This is a genomic window from Bradyrhizobium sp. LeoA1Lang, from assembly GCF_055413685.1.
The window spans coordinates 1-18,819 of record NZ_JBVAPG010000078.1 but is presented as its reverse complement, the minus strand read 5'-3'; the positions used below and the strand labels follow the sequence as shown (position 1 = coordinate 18,819).

General features: G+C 61.7%; 13 protein-coding genes. 6 read left to right on the top strand and 7 right to left on the bottom strand.

Going from position 1 to position 18,819, the window contains the following annotated elements:
* Positions 1 to 168 precede the first annotated feature (168 nt).
* Positions 169 to 4,035, top strand: a complete 3,867-nt coding sequence (locus tag ACZYOF_RS24495; protein ID WP_463717402.1) for a DUF4082 domain-containing protein — start codon at positions 169 to 171, stop codon at positions 4,033 to 4,035.
* 103 nt (positions 4,036 to 4,138) lie between these two features.
* Here ACZYOF_RS24495 and ACZYOF_RS24490 read toward each other — a convergent pair whose 3' ends face one another.
* The 4 genes from ACZYOF_RS24490 to radC all read right to left on the bottom strand — a co-directional run bounded on the left by ACZYOF_RS24490 (position 4,139) and on the right by radC (position 8,938).
* Positions 4,139 to 5,536, bottom strand: a complete 1,398-nt coding sequence (locus ACZYOF_RS24490; protein ID WP_463717401.1) for a DNA-processing protein DprA — start codon at positions 5,534 to 5,536, stop codon at positions 4,139 to 4,141.
* Complete coding sequence (locus ACZYOF_RS24485) at positions 5,533 to 7,611, bottom strand: RecQ family ATP-dependent DNA helicase (RefSeq protein WP_463717400.1); 2,079 nt, start codon at positions 7,609 to 7,611, stop codon at positions 5,533 to 5,535. The genes ACZYOF_RS24490 and ACZYOF_RS24485 overlap by 4 nt, the downstream gene beginning before the upstream one ends.
* Positions 7,612 to 7,691: 80 nt before the next feature.
* Positions 7,692 to 8,003, bottom strand: a complete 312-nt coding sequence (locus ACZYOF_RS24480; RefSeq protein WP_463717399.1) for a helix-turn-helix domain-containing protein — start codon at positions 8,001 to 8,003, stop codon at positions 7,692 to 7,694.
* A gap of 221 nt (positions 8,004 to 8,224) precedes the next feature.
* A complete protein-coding gene (gene radC / locus ACZYOF_RS24475; protein ID WP_463717398.1) occupies positions 8,225 to 8,938 on the bottom strand; it encodes a RadC family protein in 714 nt (237 codons plus the stop codon).
* Between the two features lie 207 nt (positions 8,939 to 9,145).
* Between radC and ACZYOF_RS24470 the strand changes: the two genes are divergently transcribed.
* The 4 genes from ACZYOF_RS24470 to ACZYOF_RS24455 all read left to right on the top strand — a co-directional run bounded on the left by ACZYOF_RS24470 (position 9,146) and on the right by ACZYOF_RS24455 (position 12,867).
* Positions 9,146 to 10,099, top strand: a complete 954-nt coding sequence (locus ACZYOF_RS24470) for a helix-turn-helix domain-containing protein (RefSeq protein ID WP_463717397.1) — start codon at positions 9,146 to 9,148, stop codon at positions 10,097 to 10,099.
* A 147-nt stretch (positions 10,100 to 10,246) separates the two neighbouring features.
* On the top strand, positions 10,247 to 10,960 hold the full coding sequence (locus tag ACZYOF_RS24465; protein ID WP_130579118.1) for an SDR family NAD(P)-dependent oxidoreductase: 714 nt from the start codon (positions 10,247 to 10,249) through the stop codon (positions 10,958 to 10,960).
* A 10-nt stretch (positions 10,961 to 10,970) separates the two neighbouring features.
* The gene (locus ACZYOF_RS24460; protein WP_463717396.1) at positions 10,971 to 12,062 is read left to right on the top strand and encodes an NAD(P)H-dependent flavin oxidoreductase; all 1,092 of its coding nucleotides are present in this window, start codon (positions 10,971 to 10,973) and stop codon (positions 12,060 to 12,062) included.
* An 85-nt stretch (positions 12,063 to 12,147) separates the two neighbouring features.
* Positions 12,148 to 12,867, top strand: coding sequence for a DNA-3-methyladenine glycosylase I (locus ACZYOF_RS24455; RefSeq protein ID WP_463717395.1), 720 nt, complete (start codon positions 12,148 to 12,150; stop codon positions 12,865 to 12,867).
* A 154-nt stretch (positions 12,868 to 13,021) separates the two neighbouring features.
* On the opposite strand, the gene ACZYOF_RS24450 is transcribed toward ACZYOF_RS24455, so the two are convergent.
* The 3 genes from ACZYOF_RS24450 to ACZYOF_RS24440 all read right to left on the bottom strand — a co-directional run bounded on the left by ACZYOF_RS24450 (position 13,022) and on the right by ACZYOF_RS24440 (position 16,458).
* Positions 13,022 to 13,873 carry an SMP-30/gluconolactonase/LRE family protein gene (locus tag ACZYOF_RS24450; RefSeq protein ID WP_463717394.1) on the bottom strand — a complete coding sequence of 284 codons (852 nt, stop codon included), beginning with the start codon at positions 13,871 to 13,873 and terminating at the stop codon, positions 13,022 to 13,024.
* 336 nt (positions 13,874 to 14,209) lie between these two features.
* Complete coding sequence (gene map / locus ACZYOF_RS24445; protein WP_463717393.1) at positions 14,210 to 15,031, bottom strand: type I methionyl aminopeptidase; 822 nt, start codon at positions 15,029 to 15,031, stop codon at positions 14,210 to 14,212.
* A 113-nt stretch (positions 15,032 to 15,144) separates the two neighbouring features.
* Positions 15,145 to 16,458 (bottom strand): mechanosensitive ion channel family protein, encoded by a 1,314-nt coding sequence (locus tag ACZYOF_RS24440; RefSeq protein ID WP_463717392.1) that lies wholly within the window; start codon positions 16,456 to 16,458, stop codon positions 15,145 to 15,147.
* A 214-nt stretch (positions 16,459 to 16,672) separates the two neighbouring features.
* Between ACZYOF_RS24440 and ACZYOF_RS24435 the strand changes: the two genes are divergently transcribed.
* The gene (locus ACZYOF_RS24435) at positions 16,673 to 18,466 is read left to right on the top strand and encodes a potassium/proton antiporter (RefSeq protein ID WP_463717391.1); all 1,794 of its coding nucleotides are present in this window, start codon (positions 16,673 to 16,675) and stop codon (positions 18,464 to 18,466) included.
* The last annotated feature ends 353 nt before the right edge of the window (positions 18,467 to 18,819 follow it).

The following is an 18,819-nucleotide window of genomic DNA, read 5'->3' as shown; positions in this document are numbered from 1 at the left end:
TCCGGGGCCGATGCCAGTTTCTCATCAATCGAACACGCTGTCACGACGCCATCGCAATTGCACTAGATTGTGAACGTCGGTCGATGAACGCTCGAGTGGTGATTCGATACCAAGCTTTGCAGGCAACGATTTATTGCAGTCACGTCCCCACAGCAAAGATGCTAGCAAATGGCACAAAATCCAATCGTTATCGAAAACCAGAACACCGGCACCCCTCAAGCAGTATGGGACCTCAGCGGTCCGGCAGCCACCAATATCGAAGGCTTCGCCACCAGCATCAGCGTCAATAGTGGAAGCCAGATCGGCTTCAAGATCAATACCGATTCGACGAACTACCGGATCGACATTTATCGCCTTGGCTATTACGGCGGCGACGGCGCTCGTTTCGTAACGTCCATTCAGCAGAACGCCGCGTCGATCCAGCCGTCGCAACCGGACGGTGATCCGTCGATCGGTCTGTACGATGCCGCCAACTGGAACGTCACCGTCACGTGGACCGTCCCCGCGACGGCGGTCTCCGGCGTGTATATCGCAAAGCTTGTCCGTCAGGACACGACAGCCGGCGAAAGCCATATGACCTTTGTCGTCCGCAATGACGGTGCGGCGCGGGATATCGTCTTCAAGACCTCCGACACGACATGGCATGCCTACAACGGCTGGGGCGGTGCAAGCCTGTACGGAGGAAATGCGACGCAGAGTGGTGACGGGCGCGCTTTCAAAGTCAGCTACAACCGGCCCTTCGGCACACGTGACGGTATTGGGCTATATGCTGGCCCGCAGGATTTCGTGTTCAGCGGGGAGTATGCAGCGATTCGCTGGCTCGAGCGAAACGGATACGATGTGACCTACATCTCAACCGTCGACGCGGGGCCGGGCAACATTCCGCTGACGAACTACAGGGTGTTCATGTCGGTCGGACACGATGAATATTGGTCCGGCGATCTCCGGACCAATGTAGAGGCCGCACGTGATGCGGGCGTGCACCTCATCTTCATGAGCGGCAACGAGGTTTACTGGAAAACGCGATGGGAAGCGGATGCGAACGGTACGGCGAACCGCATTCTCGTCTGCTACAAGGAAACCCACGCCGCCGCAAAAATCGATCCGTCGCCGGAGTGGACCGGCACCTGGCGCGATCCGAGCTTCAGCCCTCCGTCCGATGGAGGACGTCCTGAAAATGCGCTGACCGGCACCATCTTCCAGGTGGATTCATTTCGCGGCGACACGATCACGATTCCCTCGAACCTCGCACAGTTCAGATTCTGGCGGAATACGGCGGTGCAAGCCGGCACGACCAGCTCTCTGGCAATCGGCATGCTTGGCTACGAATGGGACGAGGCGCCAGACAACGGCTTCCGGCCGGGCGGATTGATTGCAGTGTCATCGACGGTCCTTCCGGTGGACACCTATCTGCTCGATTATGGCAACACCACCGGCGCCCGGACTGCGACACATAATCTCGTCCTGTATCGCGCACCGAGCGGGGCAATCGTGTTCGGTACGGGAACGGTCTTCCTGTCTTTTGGCCTCGACACGACGCACGACTACTGCAACCTTGGCAGTGTGGGACCGACGCCCGAAGATCCGAACGTACAGCAGGCCATGGTGAACCTGTTTGCGGACATGGGCGTGCAGCCGCAAACCCTGCAGACGAACCTCGTTGCCGCCAGCGCATCAACGGATCACACGCCGCCGGTCTCGACGATCTCTACTCCCGCTTCGGGTGCAAGCCTTGTCCAGCAGCAAGCGGTGACGATTTCGGGCACCGCGAGCGATGTCGGCGGGCTGGTTGCGGTCGTCGAGGTCTCGACCGACGGCGGAACGACCTGGCACCCGGCCACAGGCACCACGAACTGGACATACACGTGGTGGCCACTGCAGCCGGGCACATTCACAATCAAGTCCCGTGCTGTCGACGACAGCCTCAATATGGAGACACCCGCCGCCGGTGTAACCGTAAGCGTTGTACCTGCAGCGATCGTGAGCCTTTTCACGCCTGCTGATGCGCCGTTTGTGGTACTCGCCAACGATCCCTTGGCAATAGAGCTTGGTATCCGAGTGCAGATCAGCTCTGCCGGCACTGTCAGCGGTATCCGTTTCTACAAGGAGCCGCTCAACACCGGGCCGCACGTCGGCAATTTCTGGAGCGCCGACGGAACGTTGCTTGCAACCGCGGCCTTCTCCGGCGAAACGTCAAGCGGCTGGCAGCAGGTCAATTTTCCGACTCCGGTCACTGTCAATGCAGGCGCCACATACGTTGCGTCGTACCACACCGCTACGGGCCTCTATTCGGCGGACTTGAACTACTTTCTCAATACGCGGAGCGCGGGTCCGCTGCGCGCACCGGCCGCCGGCGTCAATGGTGTATTTGCCTATGGATCGACGAGCATTTTTCCCGTGAGCTCAAATCTGAACGGCAATTACTGGGTCGATTTGGTACTCAACCGCGCTGGTGGAACCGGGAACCTTCCACCCATCGCCAATGACGTCGGAGGCTTTGTCACCCTTCCCAACTCCGTCCTGTCCATTCCGGCCGCCTCGATCCTGGCTAATGATACGGATCCAAATGGCTACACAATATCCATCTCAAGCGTCAGCAGCCCGGTCAATGGAACGGTGAGCTACGATGCAGCAACGCAAGTCGTTAGCTTCACACCGACGACCGGTTACCTTGGGGCAGCCAGCTTCACTTATACAATCACCAACGGCCATGGCGGCACCGCCTCCGCAACTGTATCGCTGACCGTGAGTGCTGGCACCGTCAGCCTGTTCGGACCATCGACGACACCGGCAACGATTACAGTGGACGACCCCAGCCTGGTCGAACTAGGGGTCAAGTTCGAGACATCCGTTGCCGGCCAGGTCCTCGGAATTCTTTTCTACAAGGGTCCGCAAAACACAAGCGCGCATGTCGTCAATCTGTGGACCTCGACGGGTACCCTGCTGGCCAGTGCAGCATCCAACAACGAAACCGCGAGTGGTTGGCAGTCCGTGGGTTTGCCCACACCGGTGACCTTGACCGCCAATACGATCTATGTCGCGTCCTATCACACCAAGGGCTTCTACTCGGTGGACGAGGCCTACTTCGCCACTGACCATACCAGTGGGCCGCTCACGGCCCCTAACAGCGCCGGCAGCAACGGCAACGGAGTCTTCTCCTACGGCCCCAGCGGCAGCTTCCCGACTAGCAGTTTCAACGCAAGCAACTATTGGGTCGATGTACTTTTCAACCCGAATGCCACCGGAAACCTACCTCCCGTTGCGAACAACGACAGCGGATTTACAACGCTTCAGAATACTGTCCTTGCCATTCCTGCCGCTACGATTCTGGCCAATGACTCGGATCCCAACGGCTTTGCCCTGTCGATCTTGAGCGTCGGCACCCCGACCAACGGAACCGTCAGCTACAATGCAACGACGCAGGTGGTCAATTTCACGCCGACCAGCGGCTACCTCGGAGCGGCGAACTTCACATACACAATCACCAACGGCCACGGAGGGACAGCCTCGGCAACCGTCTCACTGACTGTTATCCCATCCAATGCCATCAGCCTCTTCACCGCCACGACCACCCCGGCAAACATCACGGTCAATGATTCAAATGCGGTCGAACTCGGGGTCAAGTTCGAGACGTCGGCCGGCGGCCTCGTCTTTGCAATTCTCTTTTACAAAGGGCCGCAGAACACTGGTCCGCATATCGTCAACCTATGGACTGCGACCGGGACCCTGCTAGCCAGCGCAACATCAACCAACGAGACCCCCGGCGGCTGGCAAACGGTCAATCTCGCTACACCGGTGGCATTGACCGCCAACACGATCTACGTCGCTTCTTATCACTGCAACGGCTTTTATTCTGCGGACCCCAACTATTTCGCCGCCGACCATATCAGCGGCGCACTTACGGCGCCGGCCAGCACGAGCAGCGGGGGCAATGGTGTCTATGTCTACGGCACCAGCAGCAGCTTCCCGACAAATACCTTCAACGCCAATAACTACTGGGTCGACGTGCTGTTCGTCGCCGGCGCTGGGCCGTAAAGATGACAAGCGGGAAATGCAAAGTGAACCGGCTGCCGGCTCAACCAATGGTACCAGGCTCTAAGCCGAGGACGCCGCGATCAAGCCCCTCTTGATCGCGGCGTCACTCAAACAGGCGAAGCTGTTTGACGACATAGACGGTAGGCTTCTTCCGCCTTTCCAGAACGCCTTCATCGACAAAGTGCTTCAGCCACATCTTGGCCTGTGCGGTTGAGATATTCAAAGCTGCGGCGATCTCGCTGTCCTTCATGGGTGTAACCAGAAGCTGTTGAAATGCCTCACGCGCAGCGGCCAACAATGCGTCGGCTGGCTCGTTCGGTGTCTGCACTAACGGTTCACGGCTTGCCGGACGACCCTCCAGCTCGCCCTCTATTGGCAGAATAGGCGTATCGGAGGCCTCTGCCATGCCAGAGGTTTCCTGCACAACGGAGACTGGCGGCGGCGATTCCGCCGTGGATCTCGGTGCCGATTGCACGTCAGGTTCCGACGCTGTCTCGGAAACGGATTCTACTGGCGGATCAATCGAAAGTAGATCAGGCGCGGCCTGAACAGCGCCTGACGCAGCTGCGGTAAACACATCCTTGAGTTCGTCCGCGTCCCGCGGGTCTGGCCACGGAACAGCGCCCTTGTTGCGCAGGGCCTCAAGGCCCGCAGAGGTTTCGCCGGTGGATCGTACGTAGACTGGGACCATGTGCAGTCTATCTAGCTGTTCGGTTGCGCCAGCCCAGGTACCGCCCTTGTTGAAATCAGAGTTCACTACTAGCGCGACCTCGGCCAGGGCATAGATCAACCTGTTGCGCCGCATGGCGTTGCCGACATTAAATCCGACGCTGGGATCGTAGGATGATATCAGCACCAACCGACCGTTGATGAGCACGTTGCGATTCTCGCGGTTCAGTGCGCTTTTTTCCAGGCTGTCAGCCAGAACGCCGATCGCTTTGCCGCCTTGTTCAAGTGCGCCGAGCATCGCTGCTTGATCAATTCCGCGCGCTCCGCCGGAGATGATGGTCTTGCGGGCATTGGCGGCCAGGCCGCCGAGGTTCTTCGTGTAGGCGATCAACGCGTCGTCTACATCGCGAGATCCAACAACGGCGAGGCCGCCGGATTCCAGAAGACTTATATCGCCGCAACCATACAGCACTGCCGGGGCGTCTTCTCTCAGTTGCGTTTTCAGGCGGTGAGGATAGTCGGCATCTGCTCGACTAACGACCCAGATCGCCCTGGATTGCCAGCGCTCGACGACTTGGCTCAGGAGAAAGCCGCGCCCCAACAAACGCTGCAGGCGAGTTTCGTCAACGACAGGCCGGCAGTCATGAATCAAATCTGCGGCAGCTGGAGACAAGAGATCTGCTGGCTGCCGCTGTATCTCGCGCAAGCGGCGGACAAGGTGCTTGTACTCACCAGGCGATAGCAGGTCCGATGAGGAATTACCGCGTCCAGCGATCAAGGGAGCGGTCACCAGCAGGATCGCTTGCGTGTTGGCCGATAAAGTCAGCGTCATGAGTCATGTCCTGCTAATGAAAGCGCCAGCGGCCAGACCTCGCCACTGCCGCCTGTACGCAAAAGCCATGCCGCCGCAGTGAACGTCCAGCGCGAATCCACCATGTCGTCAACCAGTAACACAGGGCCGTGTGGAAGGGCCTGATCGACAAGGGCAAGCGAACCATCGACGTTGCGAGCTTGCTGAGTGCTGTTCGCCATCGTCTTCTGTTCGGGCCTGGCCTCTGTCTTTCTTAGCGCCACCTGGAACGGCAAGACGAGAGCGGCAGCCAAGCGCTGTGTGAAGTTCGGCACGAGATCGGGACGCCGAAGCGACGGAATGCAGGTAATCCAGGTGGGGGCGGGTTGTGGGTACCATCGTCGAATCATCTCTACGCAAGCTTCGACGAGGTCATCATCAAAGTGGCCATCGCGATATTTGCCTTGCCTGACGAGGCCGCCCCAGCCTGCATCGCCCCACACACATAGGGCCCTCCCAGGTTGCGCTTGGTGCTGTTCGGTGATGTTTCCGCTGACCTTGTAAAGAGGCATACCGCCGTTTGGCCATCTTTTGCGCGGCTCAATCGGCAGATCGGTGCGGCGCAAAAAAGCAGCCGCGTCCCGAACCAGCGCGGCATCCGGATTGGTCGGCAGAGGGCGCAGCGTCGAAGGGCTGCAGGTACTCATATCGCCGTCAAGTGATTTGACGAGAAAATTCATATGATCGCCAAATGGGAGGGCGACATACTCTCGCATCTGATGCTGTTCCTCGCGACGCAGTGTGGTGAGCCGTTCTGCACGTTCCCAGAATTCGTCGCTCAGTGTGGCTGCCGTAAGCTGCCATTTGGTTCCCTGCTTGGCTATCGGCGCCGGCAACTCGAGAGAGAGCAGAAGGATCGTCTTGTCGATGCGCCCTTTGCTCAGATTTACTCGGCTGAGCAACTCGGGAGCGGATAGCCCCTCAGGCTCTGCCTCGAGTGCATTTAGAACATCCTCGACTTCCTGCGGAGTGGGGAATGCACTCCTGATGAACCAGTCCGTGATCTCATCTTCTTCCGCGCCGCTCAGCAAAACGCCATAAGCGGCGTCGAGAGCACGTCCGGCTCGGCCGACCTGCTGGTAGTAGGCCACGACCGAACCCGGCGTCTGGTAATGAATCACGAATGCCAGATCAGGTTTGTCGTAGCCCATGCCCAGAGCAGTGGTGGCGACAAGAGCCTTCACCTGATTATGGAGCAGCGCCTGCTCCAGTTCTTCGCGGAGATCCCCCGTTTCGCCTGTATAGGCCTCGACATTGAATCCCCGACTCTTGAGCCAGTTCGCAACTTGATGAGCGTCGCGCACCGTTAGCGTGTAGATGATGCCGTGACCAGGAAGTGTGGCAAGTTGTTCGGCCAGCCAAGCCAGGCGCTCGGCTTGGCTAGGCAAGACTATGGTTTGCAAGGAAAGCGAAGTACGATTCAGATCGCCACGCAGCACCTTGAGATTCGGTCCGAGGACTGCGACCAGATCGTCCGTCACCCGATCGTTCGCGGTTGCTGTGGTGGCCAGAAGTCGCAAATTGGGCGGTAACGTTCTGACAACTCGTTCCAGTAAGCGATAATGGGGACGGAAATCATGCCCCCAGTCTGAAATACAATGAGCTTCGTCGACTACCAGCAGCGAAATCCTTGCGGCGATATCGGCCAGAACCTCGGTACGGAATCGTTCGTTCGCCAATCGCTCAGGTGAGATCAGTAAGATGTCGATCTCATCGCGCCCAAGCTTGGTTTCAACCTCAGCCCAATCACTCTGGTTCTCCGAATTGATCGTAGCGGCTCGCACGCCCATGCGCTCCGCTGCCGCAATCTGGTTTCGCATAAGGGCCAGCAACGGCGAGATTAGCAGAGCCGGACCGCTGCCGCCGTCACGAAGCAGCCTGGTTGCGATGAAGTAAACAAAACTCTTGCCCCACCCGGTCCTTTGCACGACCAGCAAGCGGCCACGACCTTCGACGACGTGACGAATCGCCTCCTCCTGGCCATCCCGGAAGGCGGCATCAGCTCGTGCGGAGCCAATACGAAGAAGTGCCAGAGCCCGTTCAGCATTGTAGGTCACTTGTGGGCTTTTCCCTGGGTTGACGGCTGCGCGTTAGTCTAGCTCTGACATCGCGCTTCATGCCGGCGCGCTGTTATGGGTCACGCGATTGCCTTTAAGCCTTTTGCCTTCACGAGGTTCAGCAGCTTGAGCGACGGGCCATCTGGCCGCTTCTCCCCGCGTTCCCATTTGCTGACTGCGTCCTTCCGGACATTGAGGTAGCGCGCGAATACCGGCTGCGAGACGTGTTCGCGCTCGCGTAGTGCGCGAATCTCCTCGGGCGTGAGCGGTTCGACCGGTGTGAGGCACAGAGCATCGAACTCGCGCATGGTCGCCTTATCTGCCAAACCGGCAGCGGTCTTACGGACCGACGCAAGGGGGCTGTCCGTGGCGCTTCTACTTGTCGATGCCATCACTTATCACCTCAACCAATTCAGCAACGGCTCCCGTCGCCGAATAGTGTAGTCCTGAGAGCTATCGTTTTCAAGCCATGACAGGGATGAGTCCGCCCCTGGGACCTCGCAGCGGCCAGCGCGACGCTGGCGGCACATAGCGGTGCACAAGTGGAATTGCGGCGGATCGGCTAAGGGCGAGCCGAGCGAGATCAAACGGGAAACGGGCACAGCGGCGCTGTTTAAATCAGCCGCATCCCCTTCAAGCTCGCGTGGCCGTTCTTGCCGACGATGATGTGGTCGTGCACGGAGATGCCGAGCGGTTTGGCGATGTCGATGATCGCCTTGGTCATCTGGATGTCGGCCTGCGACGGCGTCGGGTCGCCGGAAGGGTGGTTATGCACGAGGATCAGCGCGGTGGCGGATAGTTCGAGCGCGCGCTTGATCACTTCGCGCGGATAGACCGGCGTGTGGTCGACGGTGCCGATCTGCTGCACCTCATCGGCAATGAGCTGATTGCGCTTGTCGAGGAAGAGCAGGCGAAACTGCTCCTTGTCGGCGAAGGCCATGCTGGAGCGGCAATAGTCGAGCACGTCGTTCCATGACGACAGCGCGTTGCGCCGCTTCACCTCGCCCTTGGCGACGCGGCTCGCGGCGGCGGCGATCAGCTTGAGTTGGTTGACCGAGGATTCGCCGATGCCGTCGACCTCGCGCAGGCGGGCCACGGGGGCATGGATCACCTCGGCAAACGAGCCGAAGCGCCTCAGCAGTTCCTTGGCGAGCGGCTTGGTGTCGCGCCGTGGGATCGAGGCAAACAGCGCCATCTCCAACAGTTCATAGTCGCTCAGCGCGTCGGGGCCGGCGCTATGGAAGCGCTCGCGCAGGCGCTCCCGATGGCCGTGGTAATGCGGCGTCTCGGCGGGCTGGTCGGTGGGGTCGCTGGTCTTGGCGGGCATCGCCGCCAAACATGCCGTGCCACGCGGTTTTTGCAACCATGAAGTGCCGCGGACGCATCGAAGCCTTCGATATGCGCCGGAAGATCGGCGGGTCTTGATCGCTTCCGCGTGATGGGCGGCCAGGAATCGTTGCGATTCGGCTGCGAGCCGGCCACATTGAGGTGACTGGGGGATTGTCGTCGATTGCCGGATATCGGGTTATGTCGAATGAATTCCACCCATGAAAAGCCTAAGTTCGCATCTCAGCCGGAGCAGCCAGCCTCGCCAGGGGCACGCGGGCTCGAAAGCTACGGCACCTGCGGGCTTCTGGCGTCTTCCGCCGACCGCGGCTGGTCGGACATCACGGCGGAGCTTCGCAGTCATAGCAGTGGCACGATCGCCTGGAAGAGCCCGCAACCTGACATCGAAATTTGCGTCGACGTCCGCGGCAATGGGTCCGTGGTCACGCGCGAGAGGTATGGCATCACCGATCGCAGCGTCTCCGAACGCGGGACCATCTGGCTTTCTCCGCCGGTGGTCGGGCAGGGCTTGATCGATTTGTCCGATCCCGTTCCGGCGGTCCTGCACGTTTATCTTCCGCCGAACCGGTTTTCAGCGGAGAGCTTTGGTGAAGGGGCCGCCCCATCCGTCATGACGTCGCTGCGCCATGAGAGCAGTTTTCGCGATCCGCTCGTGGCCGAGATCGCATTTGCACTCACGTCCGAGCTGGAGCGCGAGACGTCTGCCGGCAGGCTGCTCGCGGAGACGCTGGCCTCGAGCCTCGCCGCAAGATTGGTTCAAAACCACTTCGGCAAGCTATCGCTCGACTTCTTCGCACCTCCCGCTCGCGAAGGGCTTGATCGGCGCCGGCTGGCGCGTGTGCTGGATTACATCGAGGTCAATCTGGAAGGTGAATTGACGGTCGGCCGCCTGGCATCGATCGCGTGCTTGAGCCAGTTTCATTTCTCCCGCGCCTTCAAGGTCGCCGTCGGCCGATCGCCGCATCGTTATGTCAGCGCGAGGCGGCTCGAACGTGCCAAGGAACTGCTGGGACAGAGGGAGCAGCCGCTGGCTGATATCGCGCTCAGGCTCCGATTTTCGTGCCAGGCCAATTTCACCCGCGCGTTCCGGCAGGCGACCGGCCTGACGCCGGCTCAGTACCGCCGCAGCGTCGTGGCCTGATTTGTTACGGATGTAACCGATCCGCGACCGCTGATCCCCCGACAGCGGCAAGAAATGACAACAGCAGAGCAAGCGAGGCAAAGCCGCGTCCGGTCGAATGGTGCATCTATCGCTCCCATACACCCCAAGCAATTGCGAGGAGCGAATATGACATCAGAGCGAAAGGTCGTCATCATCACCGGCGCATCACGCGGCATTGGTGCGGAATTGCTGAAAGCCTATCGCGAAAACGGCTACCGCGTCGTGGCCACCGCCCGTTCGATCGGCAAGAGCGACGATCCGTCGGTCCTCATGATCGAGGGCGACATCGCCCACCCCGAGACCGCCGAACGCATCTTCAGTCTGGCGATCGAGCGCTTCGGGCGCATAGATACGCTCGTCAATAACGCCGGCGTGTTCATTGCCAAGCCCTTCACCGAATATTCCGCGGCCGACTTCGCAAAGGCGGTCGCGGTCAATCTCGCCGGATTCTTTCATCTGACCCAGAAGGCCGCGGCCCGAATGCTGCAGGCGGGTTCTGGCCACATCGTCAACATCACGGCAACGATAGCCGAACAGCCGATGGCGTCGCTGGCGGCGGGTCTTGCGGCGATGACCAAGGGCGGGCTTAACGCGATCACGCGCTCGCTCGCGATCGAATATGCTCCCCGAAATGTCCGGGTGAACGCGGTTTCGCCGGGTGTGATCAGCACGCCAATGCATTCGCCCGAGGCCCACGGCTTTCTCGCCGGGCTGCAGCCGATCGGCCGAATGGGCGAGATGCGGGAGGTCGTCGATGCCGTGATGTATCTTGAGAAGGCATCTTTCGTTACCGGCGAGATCCTGCATGTCGATGGCGGCGCCTCCGCCGGCCGCTGGTAGGAGATGCGCGATGTGGTCCGACCGACGTCTGCTTGAATTGTTTGGGATCGAACACCCGATCGTGCTGGCGCCGATGGCTGGTTTCGCCACGGTTGAACTCGCGGCGATCGTCTCCAATGCCGGCGGCCTCGGCTCGATCGGCTGCGCCACCATGGACCTGCAGCGCGTCACCAACGCGATCGCGCAAGCGCGGCGGCTGACCAGCAAGCCGGTCAGCCTCAATTTCTTCTGCCACGAGCCGGCGAGGGCCGATGCGGCGCGCGAGCGGGCGTGGCACGACCGGCTGTCACCCTATTATCGCGAACTTGGAATTGACGAAACGACACCGCGGCCGCGCACCGACCTTGCGCCGTTTGGCGGTGCGATGTGCGAACTCGTCGAGGACGCGAGGCCCGACGTGGTGAGCTTCCATTTCGGCTTGCCGGCATCGCCGCTGGTGGCCCGGATCAAGTCGGCCGGCTGTAAGGTGATCTCGTCGGCGACGACGGTCGCGGAAGCGCGCTGGCTCGAAGATCATGGCGCCGATGCGGTGATTGCCCAGGGCTATGAAGCTGGCGGCCACCGGGGCACGTTCCTCGATCGCGACCAGAACCACGCGCTCGCCGCGCAGCTTGGCCCCTTCGAATTGGTGCCGCAGATCACTGACGCGGTCGGCGTGCCCGTGATCGCCGCCGGCGGCATCGCCGATGGGCGCGGCATCGCAGCCGCCCTTGCCCTTGGTGCCTCCGGAGTGGAGATGGGGACCGCCTTCCTGCTTTGCCCCGAGGCGGCGACGCCACCGCTGCACCGCGATGCGCTGCGCCAGGCACGCGAGCTTGGCACCGTGGTGACGAACGTGCTCTCCGGCCGACCCGCGCGTGCCCTGGTCAATCGTCTCATCGCCGAGGTCGGTCCCTTGTCCGACGCTGTACCGGATTTTCCGCTGCCGATGGGCGAGCTGGCACCGCTGCGGGCAGCGGCAGAGCGGAACGGAAGCCGCGACTTCACCCCGCTCTGGGCAGGGCAGGGCGCTGCGATGGCCCGCGAACTCCCTGCCAAGGCGCTGATGCAGACCTTGGTGAAGGAAGCAGTCGAGCGCCTGAAGCGCATCAAGGACGGCTGATATCAGCTAGATGCTTCGCATTGGCATCGCGGCTTGCGTCACGCTATGATCGGCGGTCCCTGCCAATGCAAAGAGGTCTCGCCGCGTGACGTCGTTTAGGGCTATTCGGGCGCGGGCCGAGAAGCGCAAGGGCGGCGCGAAAGCGCTGGAGAAGCTAATGCCGCCGGCGCCGAACGCGAAATCCCTGGCCAGGCTGAAAGACGATCGCGTTCTTGCCGAGATGACGAAGCGGGTGTTCTGCGCCGGCTTTGCCTGGAGCGTGATCGACGCAAAATGGCCGGGCTTCGAAGAGGCCTTCCTCGGCTTCCAGCCCGAGCAGCTCGCATTCGAGCCGGACGAATTCTGGGAGCGGCTCACGAGCGACACGCGCATCGTGCGCAACGGCGCCAAGATCATGTCGGTGCGCGACAACGCCCGCTTCGTGCAGGAGATCGCGGGCGAGCACGGCAGCTTCGGCAAATTCCTGGCTGACTGGCCGTCCTCCGACGAAGTCGGGCTGTTGAACCTTTTGGTCAAGCGCGGCAGCCGGCTCGGCGGCAATACCGGCCAGATGCTGCTGCGTTTCCTCGGCTGGGACGGCTTTGTCACGTCAAGGGACGTCGTCACCTGCCTGCGCGACGCCGGCCTCGATATCGCGGAGGAGGTGAAGTCGAAAGGCGATCTCGCCAAGGTGCAGGCGCAGTTCAACGCCTGGGCCAAGGAGACCGGGCTGCCTTACGTTCATCTCTCGCGCATCTGCGCGATGTCGATCGGGGAGAATTACGAACCAGCCGAACTCAGTCGCCGCATGGGCGGCGATGACTGATTAGAGCATGATCCGGAAAAGTGGATACCGGTTTTCCCTCGCGACAAACGCGAAGCGTTTGCGCGGAGATCATGCTCAAATAAAAAGATAGAGCGGGATGATAATTCGAAGAAAAATCATCACGCTCTAAACGTGGCCCGGCGCGGTTTTGGTCTCAGCACATTGCCGGCACTTGCAAGCAAGGCTCGCGGCCGGGACGATCTGTGCGGAACGCCTCGATGAAACGGCCGTCCTTCTGGGTCACGAAGACGGTCCTGCCATCGGGGCCGCCGAAGGTGAGGTTGGTCGGTTCTTTTCCGAGCAGCGGCACTTCCCGCTCGAGCGATCCGTCGGCGGCGAAGATGGCAATATTGCCTGCCGAAGGCCGCGCGAGAAAAATCCTGCCACTGGTGTCGGTGCGCAGGCCATCGACTTCGAAATCGGCGAACCGCCTGACCTGTCGTGGATCGAGCAGTCTGCTGCCTTCGAGCCGATAGGCCCATACTTGCCGGGAATCCGACTCGCTGACGTAGAGCGTCGTGCCATCCGGGCTCAGATCGATCCCGTTGGTCACGCCCATGCGCGGTCGCGTGCTGGACATCACTTCGCCGCGGCCCTTGCCGTCGGCGTCGCGGGTGATTCGCCAAATCTGACCCGAGCCTGATGAAAATCGCGGGTCGCTGGCGTAGAGCGTGCCATCTGCCGCTATCGCCAGATCGTTCGGCTGATTGAAAAGATCGGAATGAAAGTAGACACGCGGCGTAGAGTCGCCGCGCTCGATCACGAAGACATTGTGCTTCTTGAAGTCGGCGATGTACATCCGCCCGCCGCGGTCAAAGCGGATGCCATTGCCGATGCTGCCGGTAGGAAGCGACGTGAAGAGTTGCGATTGAGATGCGCCTGGCGCGACTTTGCCGATATTGCCACTCTGTCGAAAGTTGACGGCATAGAGATTGCCCGATGCATCCACCGCGGGCCCCTCAATCCCGGCAGTGTATTCGCCCGGCGTTGTGACCCTTTGACTCACGAACAGGGTGTCCTGCGCATTGGCGCGTGGGCCAGCGACGAAAGCCGCGACTACGGCAAGACAAGCCACAATCTGTCGCGCTCGAAAGCCGGGTCTTGCAGTGGCCATCGCCAACCCCCTGTTGCAAATGGATTGTGATAGATGCAATGATAGATTGTAATAAACTTGAATGCACTTACTTCTTAAAGGGGATGCGTTCGACACGTTTCACGGCCGGCGCACTTCTCCCGCCGGGCTGCATCGGCAGCGACGTGTGCGTCGCAACAGCTTTCGCCCATTCCCGTCAAACCGATGGTGATCGAAAGTGATTTTGGACTCGCGGACGGGTCTCCGCGGCTACACCGTCCACGGCTTCTCGCCGCTCCGCTGCGACAGCGTGAAGATCTCCACCCCATCGGCGGTCACGCCGACCGAATGCTCGAATTGCGCCGACAGCGAGCGGTCGCGCGTCACCGCGGTCCAGCCGTCGGACAGGATCTTCACATGCGGCTTGCCGAGATTGATCATCGGCTCGATGGTGAAGAACATGCCCGGCTTCAGCGCCACGCCTTCGCCGGGCCGGCCGACATGGATGATGTTCGGCTCGTCGTGGAACATGCGCCCGAGGCCGTGGCCGCAGAAATCGCACACCACGCTCATGCCCTGCGGCTCGACATAGCTCTGGATCGCATGGCCGATGTCGCCGGTGGTGGCGCCCGGTTTCACCGCGGCGATGCCCCGCATCATCGCCTCATAGGTCACCTCGATCAGCCGCTCGGCTTTGCGCGCGATCGGCCCGACCGCATACATGCGGCTGGAATCGCCATACCAGCCGTCGACGATGAAGGTGACGTCGATATTGACGATGTCGCCTTCCTTCAGCGGGCGGTCGCCGGGCATGCCGTGGCAGACCACATGGTTCAGCGAGGTGCAGGTCGAATAGCGATAGCCGCGATACATCAGCGTCGCCGGATAGGCGCCATGGCTGAAGGCGAACTCGCGTACGAACTGGTCGATCTGCGAGGTCGGGATTCCCGGCTTGACGATGTCGGTGAGCTCGTCGAGGCATTTCGACACCAGCGCACCTGCTTTGCGCATGCCGACGAAGCCGCTTTGTCCGTGCAGCTTGATCTGGCCGGTCTTGCGTAGGGAGGTGTCGGTTGCTTCGATATAGCTCATGGTCGGGTCATTTGGCGGGGTCTGTCGGACTGGCGGTAATTCACCTAATTTAATGATCGAGGCGGCCAGCGCAAGCCAAGGTTGGGGCCGAAATGGCCTTTCCTGCCATGGATTTAGCTGGAAGTCTCGATCACGGTCTCGACCGGCAGGGCGCCGCGGACCCGAAGTTCCCGCACCGGATAGGGCACACGGATGCCCTCGCGCTTGAAGGCGTCCCACAGCGCCAGCATCACGTCGCTTTTGACGTTGTCGAGGCCATCAGGGTCGCCAATCCAGAAGGTCAGCGAGAATTTCATCCCGGCCTCGGCGAATTCGGTCAGGATGCAGTTCGGCGGCTTGCCCTTCAATGCCCGCGGCGCCGCGGCGGCGATCTCGATGGCAAGCTTGCACACCAGCCGCGGATCGGCGTCGTAATTGGTGCCAAAGGGGATTTTGACCAGCGTGTTCTTGTCGGTATAGGTCCAGTTGACGACCTTCTGCGTCACCAGGTCCTCGTTCGGGATCAGGAATTCGCGGCCGTCGCCGGCGGCAACCGAGATGTAGCGCGTTTTCATCGCGCTGATGCGCCCCGAACTGTCGCCGATGGTGACGAGGTCGCCGGGCTTCACCGATTTGTCGGCGAGCAGGATGATGCCCGAGATGAAGTTGGCGACGATCTTCTGCAGGCCGATACCGATACCGACACCGACCGCGCCGGAGAACACCGCGAGCGCCGACAGGTTGATGCCGACCGCGCTTAGCGCGATGGCGATTGCAACCACCATCAGCCCGATGCGGATGATCTTGATCAGCAGCACCTGGATCGACGGCGTCAGGTCGGTGGCGCGGTTGATGCGGCTCTCGACGAAATTGCTCGCGATGTTGGTCAGCCACAGCGCCAGGATCACCAGCGCGCCGGCCTTGATCAGGAGCAGCGGCGTCAGCCGCAGGCCGCCGATCTCGATTGCGACCGAATCCAGCGCCTCCGCCGTCGCATCGAGCTGGCCGATGATGCTGAGCGCCGCGACGATCCAGGCCCCCAGCGACACCAGGCGGACGATGAGGGCGTTGCGGATCACCGATGTCACCAGGCAGATCACCAGCCAGGCCAGCGCCAGCTTGGCCGAGACCACGATCAGATAGCTGCGGCTCGGCCAGGTCGAATGTGCCATGATGATGCGCGTCGCGATCATCAGGAGCGCGAACACCGCGGTCGAGGCGCTGCCGACCAGCACGCGCAGGAAATGCCTGAGCGGCAGCGGCAGGTGCGATCCCAGCGAATCCGTGTTGACCCGTACGCGGATCGCGGCGTCGGCCGCATAGGCGATGCCGGCGGCGGCCAGGATGATGCCGAACTGCAGATAGAACCAGGGCGAGGTGACCTCCGCGCCGACCGACCGTGCGGCCATCTGCAGGGCCTCGATGACGTCCTTCAGCTCCATTTCCATCGGCGAAATCTCATGAAGTGCAGATTCAAGCGAATTTGATTCGAACGGTCGGCACGATCCCACAAACGCGACGCACGGACCATCGCCACAACGGGAGGGCGAAGTGAGGTTGGTTGTAAAACCAGAAGTCTGACGCCATGTTCAGAAAATGGGTTGGCGTCGAACTGTGGCGACGGTAAGGATGCATTGCAACCCTTCTCCTTCCTTACGGCGTATGGCTTCTCTCGATCAGGTCAGCATAGCCATCCTGCTTGGCGCAGTTCTCGTGATGGCCGGCATCCTGTCGAGCCTTTTGGCGCTGCGCTTTGGCGCCCCCCTGCTGCTGGTCTTCCTCCTGATCGGCATGCTCGCGGGCGATGCCGGTCCCGGCCATCTGCAGTTCGACGACGTCCGCACCACCTATCTGGTGGGCTCGGTGGCGCTGGCGCTGATCCTGTTCGACGGCGGACTACGCACGCGCTTCCAGAGCATCCGTGCCGTGCTGGCGCCCTCGATGGTGCTCGCGACCGCCGGCGTGCTGTTGACCGCGCTGGTCACGGCGCCGGTGGCCAAATATATGCTCGACCTCTCCTGGACCGAGGCGCTGCTGGTCGGGGCCGTGGTGGCCTCGACCGACGCCGCGGCGGTATTCCTGCTGGTCCACACCCAGGGGTTGCGCCTGCGCCCGCGTGTCGGCGCCACGCTGGAGGCCGAAAGCGGCACCAACGATCCGTTCGCGATTTTCCTGACGCTGATGCTGGTGGAGTTCATCTCGCTTGGGGAAAGCTCGGCGTCGCACGTCATCCTGGAATTCGTCCGCGAGGCCGTGCTTGGGGCGATCGTGGGCGTGATCGGCGGCCGGCTGGTCGTGATCGCAATGAACCGCGTCGCTCTGCCGCAGGGCCTGCACGCGCCGTTCGTGACCACGGCGGCGCTGGTGATCTTCGGCGCGGCGCAGATCGCCCATGCCTCCGGCTTCCTCGCCGTCTATCTCGCAGGCATCATCATCGGCAACCGGCCGACGCGCGCGCACAGCTCGGTGGTCGCGTTCCTCGACGCCGCCACCTGGCTCGCGCAGATCGTGATGTTCGTGCTGCTTGGGCTTCTGGTATCGCCGCATCGCGTGCTCAGCAGCCTGGGTGCTTCAGTCGTGGTGGCGCTGGCGCTGATGCTGCTGGCGCGGCCGCTTGCGGTATTCGCCTGCATGGCGCCGTTCCGCTTCAACTGGCGGGAGAAGCTGTTCATCGCCTGGACCGGGCTGCGCGGCGCGGTCGCGATCTTCCTCGCCTCGATCCCGATGCTGGTGGGCCTGTCGAAGGCCTATCTCTATTTCGATGTCGCCTTTGTCGTCGTCATCATCTCGCTTTTGCTGCAGGGCTGGACCCTGGCGCCGGCGGCGCGTCGGCTGCACGTGGCGCTGCCGCGTGTCGACCGCGGCCCGCGGCGCGTCGAATTGGACCTGCCCGGCCAGCTCGAGCAGCAACTGGTCGGCTATCCCGTCGGTGCGAAAAGCCTGTTTTTCCGCCGTGGATTGCTGCCGTCCTGGTCGAAGCCGACGCTGGTGATCCGCGACGAGAACATCCTCTCCCCCGCTGAGGCCGACCCGATCGCACCCGGCGACTACCTCTATCTGCTGGCGCCGCCGGAGCGGGCGGAAGCGCTCGACCGCTTCTTCGTCGACATGCCGCCAAGCACCGCGCCGGATCCGCATCTGCTCGGCGACTTCGTGGTCTCCGGCGAACATACGCTTGGCGAGCTCGCCGAGATCTACGGCGTGACCGTCGATGAGGACCAGAAGAAGCTGACGCTGTCGGATTATTTCGACATCCATCTCGACCGCGCGCCGAAGGAAGGCGCGGAGCTCGCGCTGGACAGCATCGTCTTGGTCGCGCGCAGCCTCGGCGGCGGCAGGGTCAATGTCGTCGGCCTGCGCCTGCCGGAGGACGAGGAGCCGGCCGTGCCGCCGACCCGGCTGCAGCAGTTCAAGCGCAAGCTCGCCGGGATCTGGTCATCAGTCGCGGGAGTTTAGGGCCTCGCGTCAAAACGGCGTAGCCCGGGTGGAGCGCCAGCGTAACCCGGGTCGTCTCCCATCAACGAGCTGTCCCGAGTTACGCTGATGCTCCACCCGGGCTACGCGGCTGTTTGACGTTTGAATCCGAACCTCTCTCCACGTCGTCCCGGGCTTGACCCGGGACCCATAACCACAGGCTTCGGTGTGTGCTTCGCTGCACCGCTTGCTCGCGCCGCAACGCTTCCCTGTGGTTGATGGGGTGGACGGCCCCCTACGGCATCAGTTGTGCCAGAATGAGGTTGTCGAAATCTCAAACGAGGGAGCCGTCCGTGACGCAGATTATCCGCATTGGAATGGATACGTCGAAGCAT

Bases quoted from the DNA above. Each gene is read 5' to 3' on its own strand.
- ACZYOF_RS24465 (WP_130579118.1), top strand. From the start codon at position 10,247: ATGACATCAGAGCGAAAGGTCGTCATCATCACCGGCGCATCACGCGGC.
- ACZYOF_RS24435 (WP_463717391.1), top strand. From the start codon at position 16,673: ATGGCTTCTCTCGATCAGGTCAGCATAGCCATCCTGCTTGGCGCAGTT.
- map (WP_463717393.1), bottom strand. From the start codon at position 15,031: ATGAGCTATATCGAAGCAACCGACACCTCCCTACGCAAGACCGGCCAG.
- ACZYOF_RS24495 (WP_463717402.1), top strand. From the start codon at position 169: ATGGCACAAAATCCAATCGTTATCGAAAACCAGAACACCGGCACCCCT.
- ACZYOF_RS24440 (WP_463717392.1), bottom strand. From the start codon at position 16,458: ATGGAAATGGAGCTGAAGGACGTCATCGAGGCCCTGCAGATGGCCGCA.
- ACZYOF_RS24490 (WP_463717401.1), bottom strand. From the start codon at position 5,536: ATGACGCTGACTTTATCGGCCAACACGCAAGCGATCCTGCTGGTGACC.
- radC (WP_463717398.1), bottom strand. From the start codon at position 8,938: ATGCCCGCCAAGACCAGCGACCCCACCGACCAGCCCGCCGAGACGCCG.
- ACZYOF_RS24470 (WP_463717397.1), top strand. From the start codon at position 9,146: ATGAATTCCACCCATGAAAAGCCTAAGTTCGCATCTCAGCCGGAGCAG.
- ACZYOF_RS24480 (WP_463717399.1), bottom strand. From the start codon at position 8,003: ATGGCATCGACAAGTAGAAGCGCCACGGACAGCCCCCTTGCGTCGGTC.
- ACZYOF_RS24460 (WP_463717396.1), top strand. From the start codon at position 10,971: ATGTGGTCCGACCGACGTCTGCTTGAATTGTTTGGGATCGAACACCCG.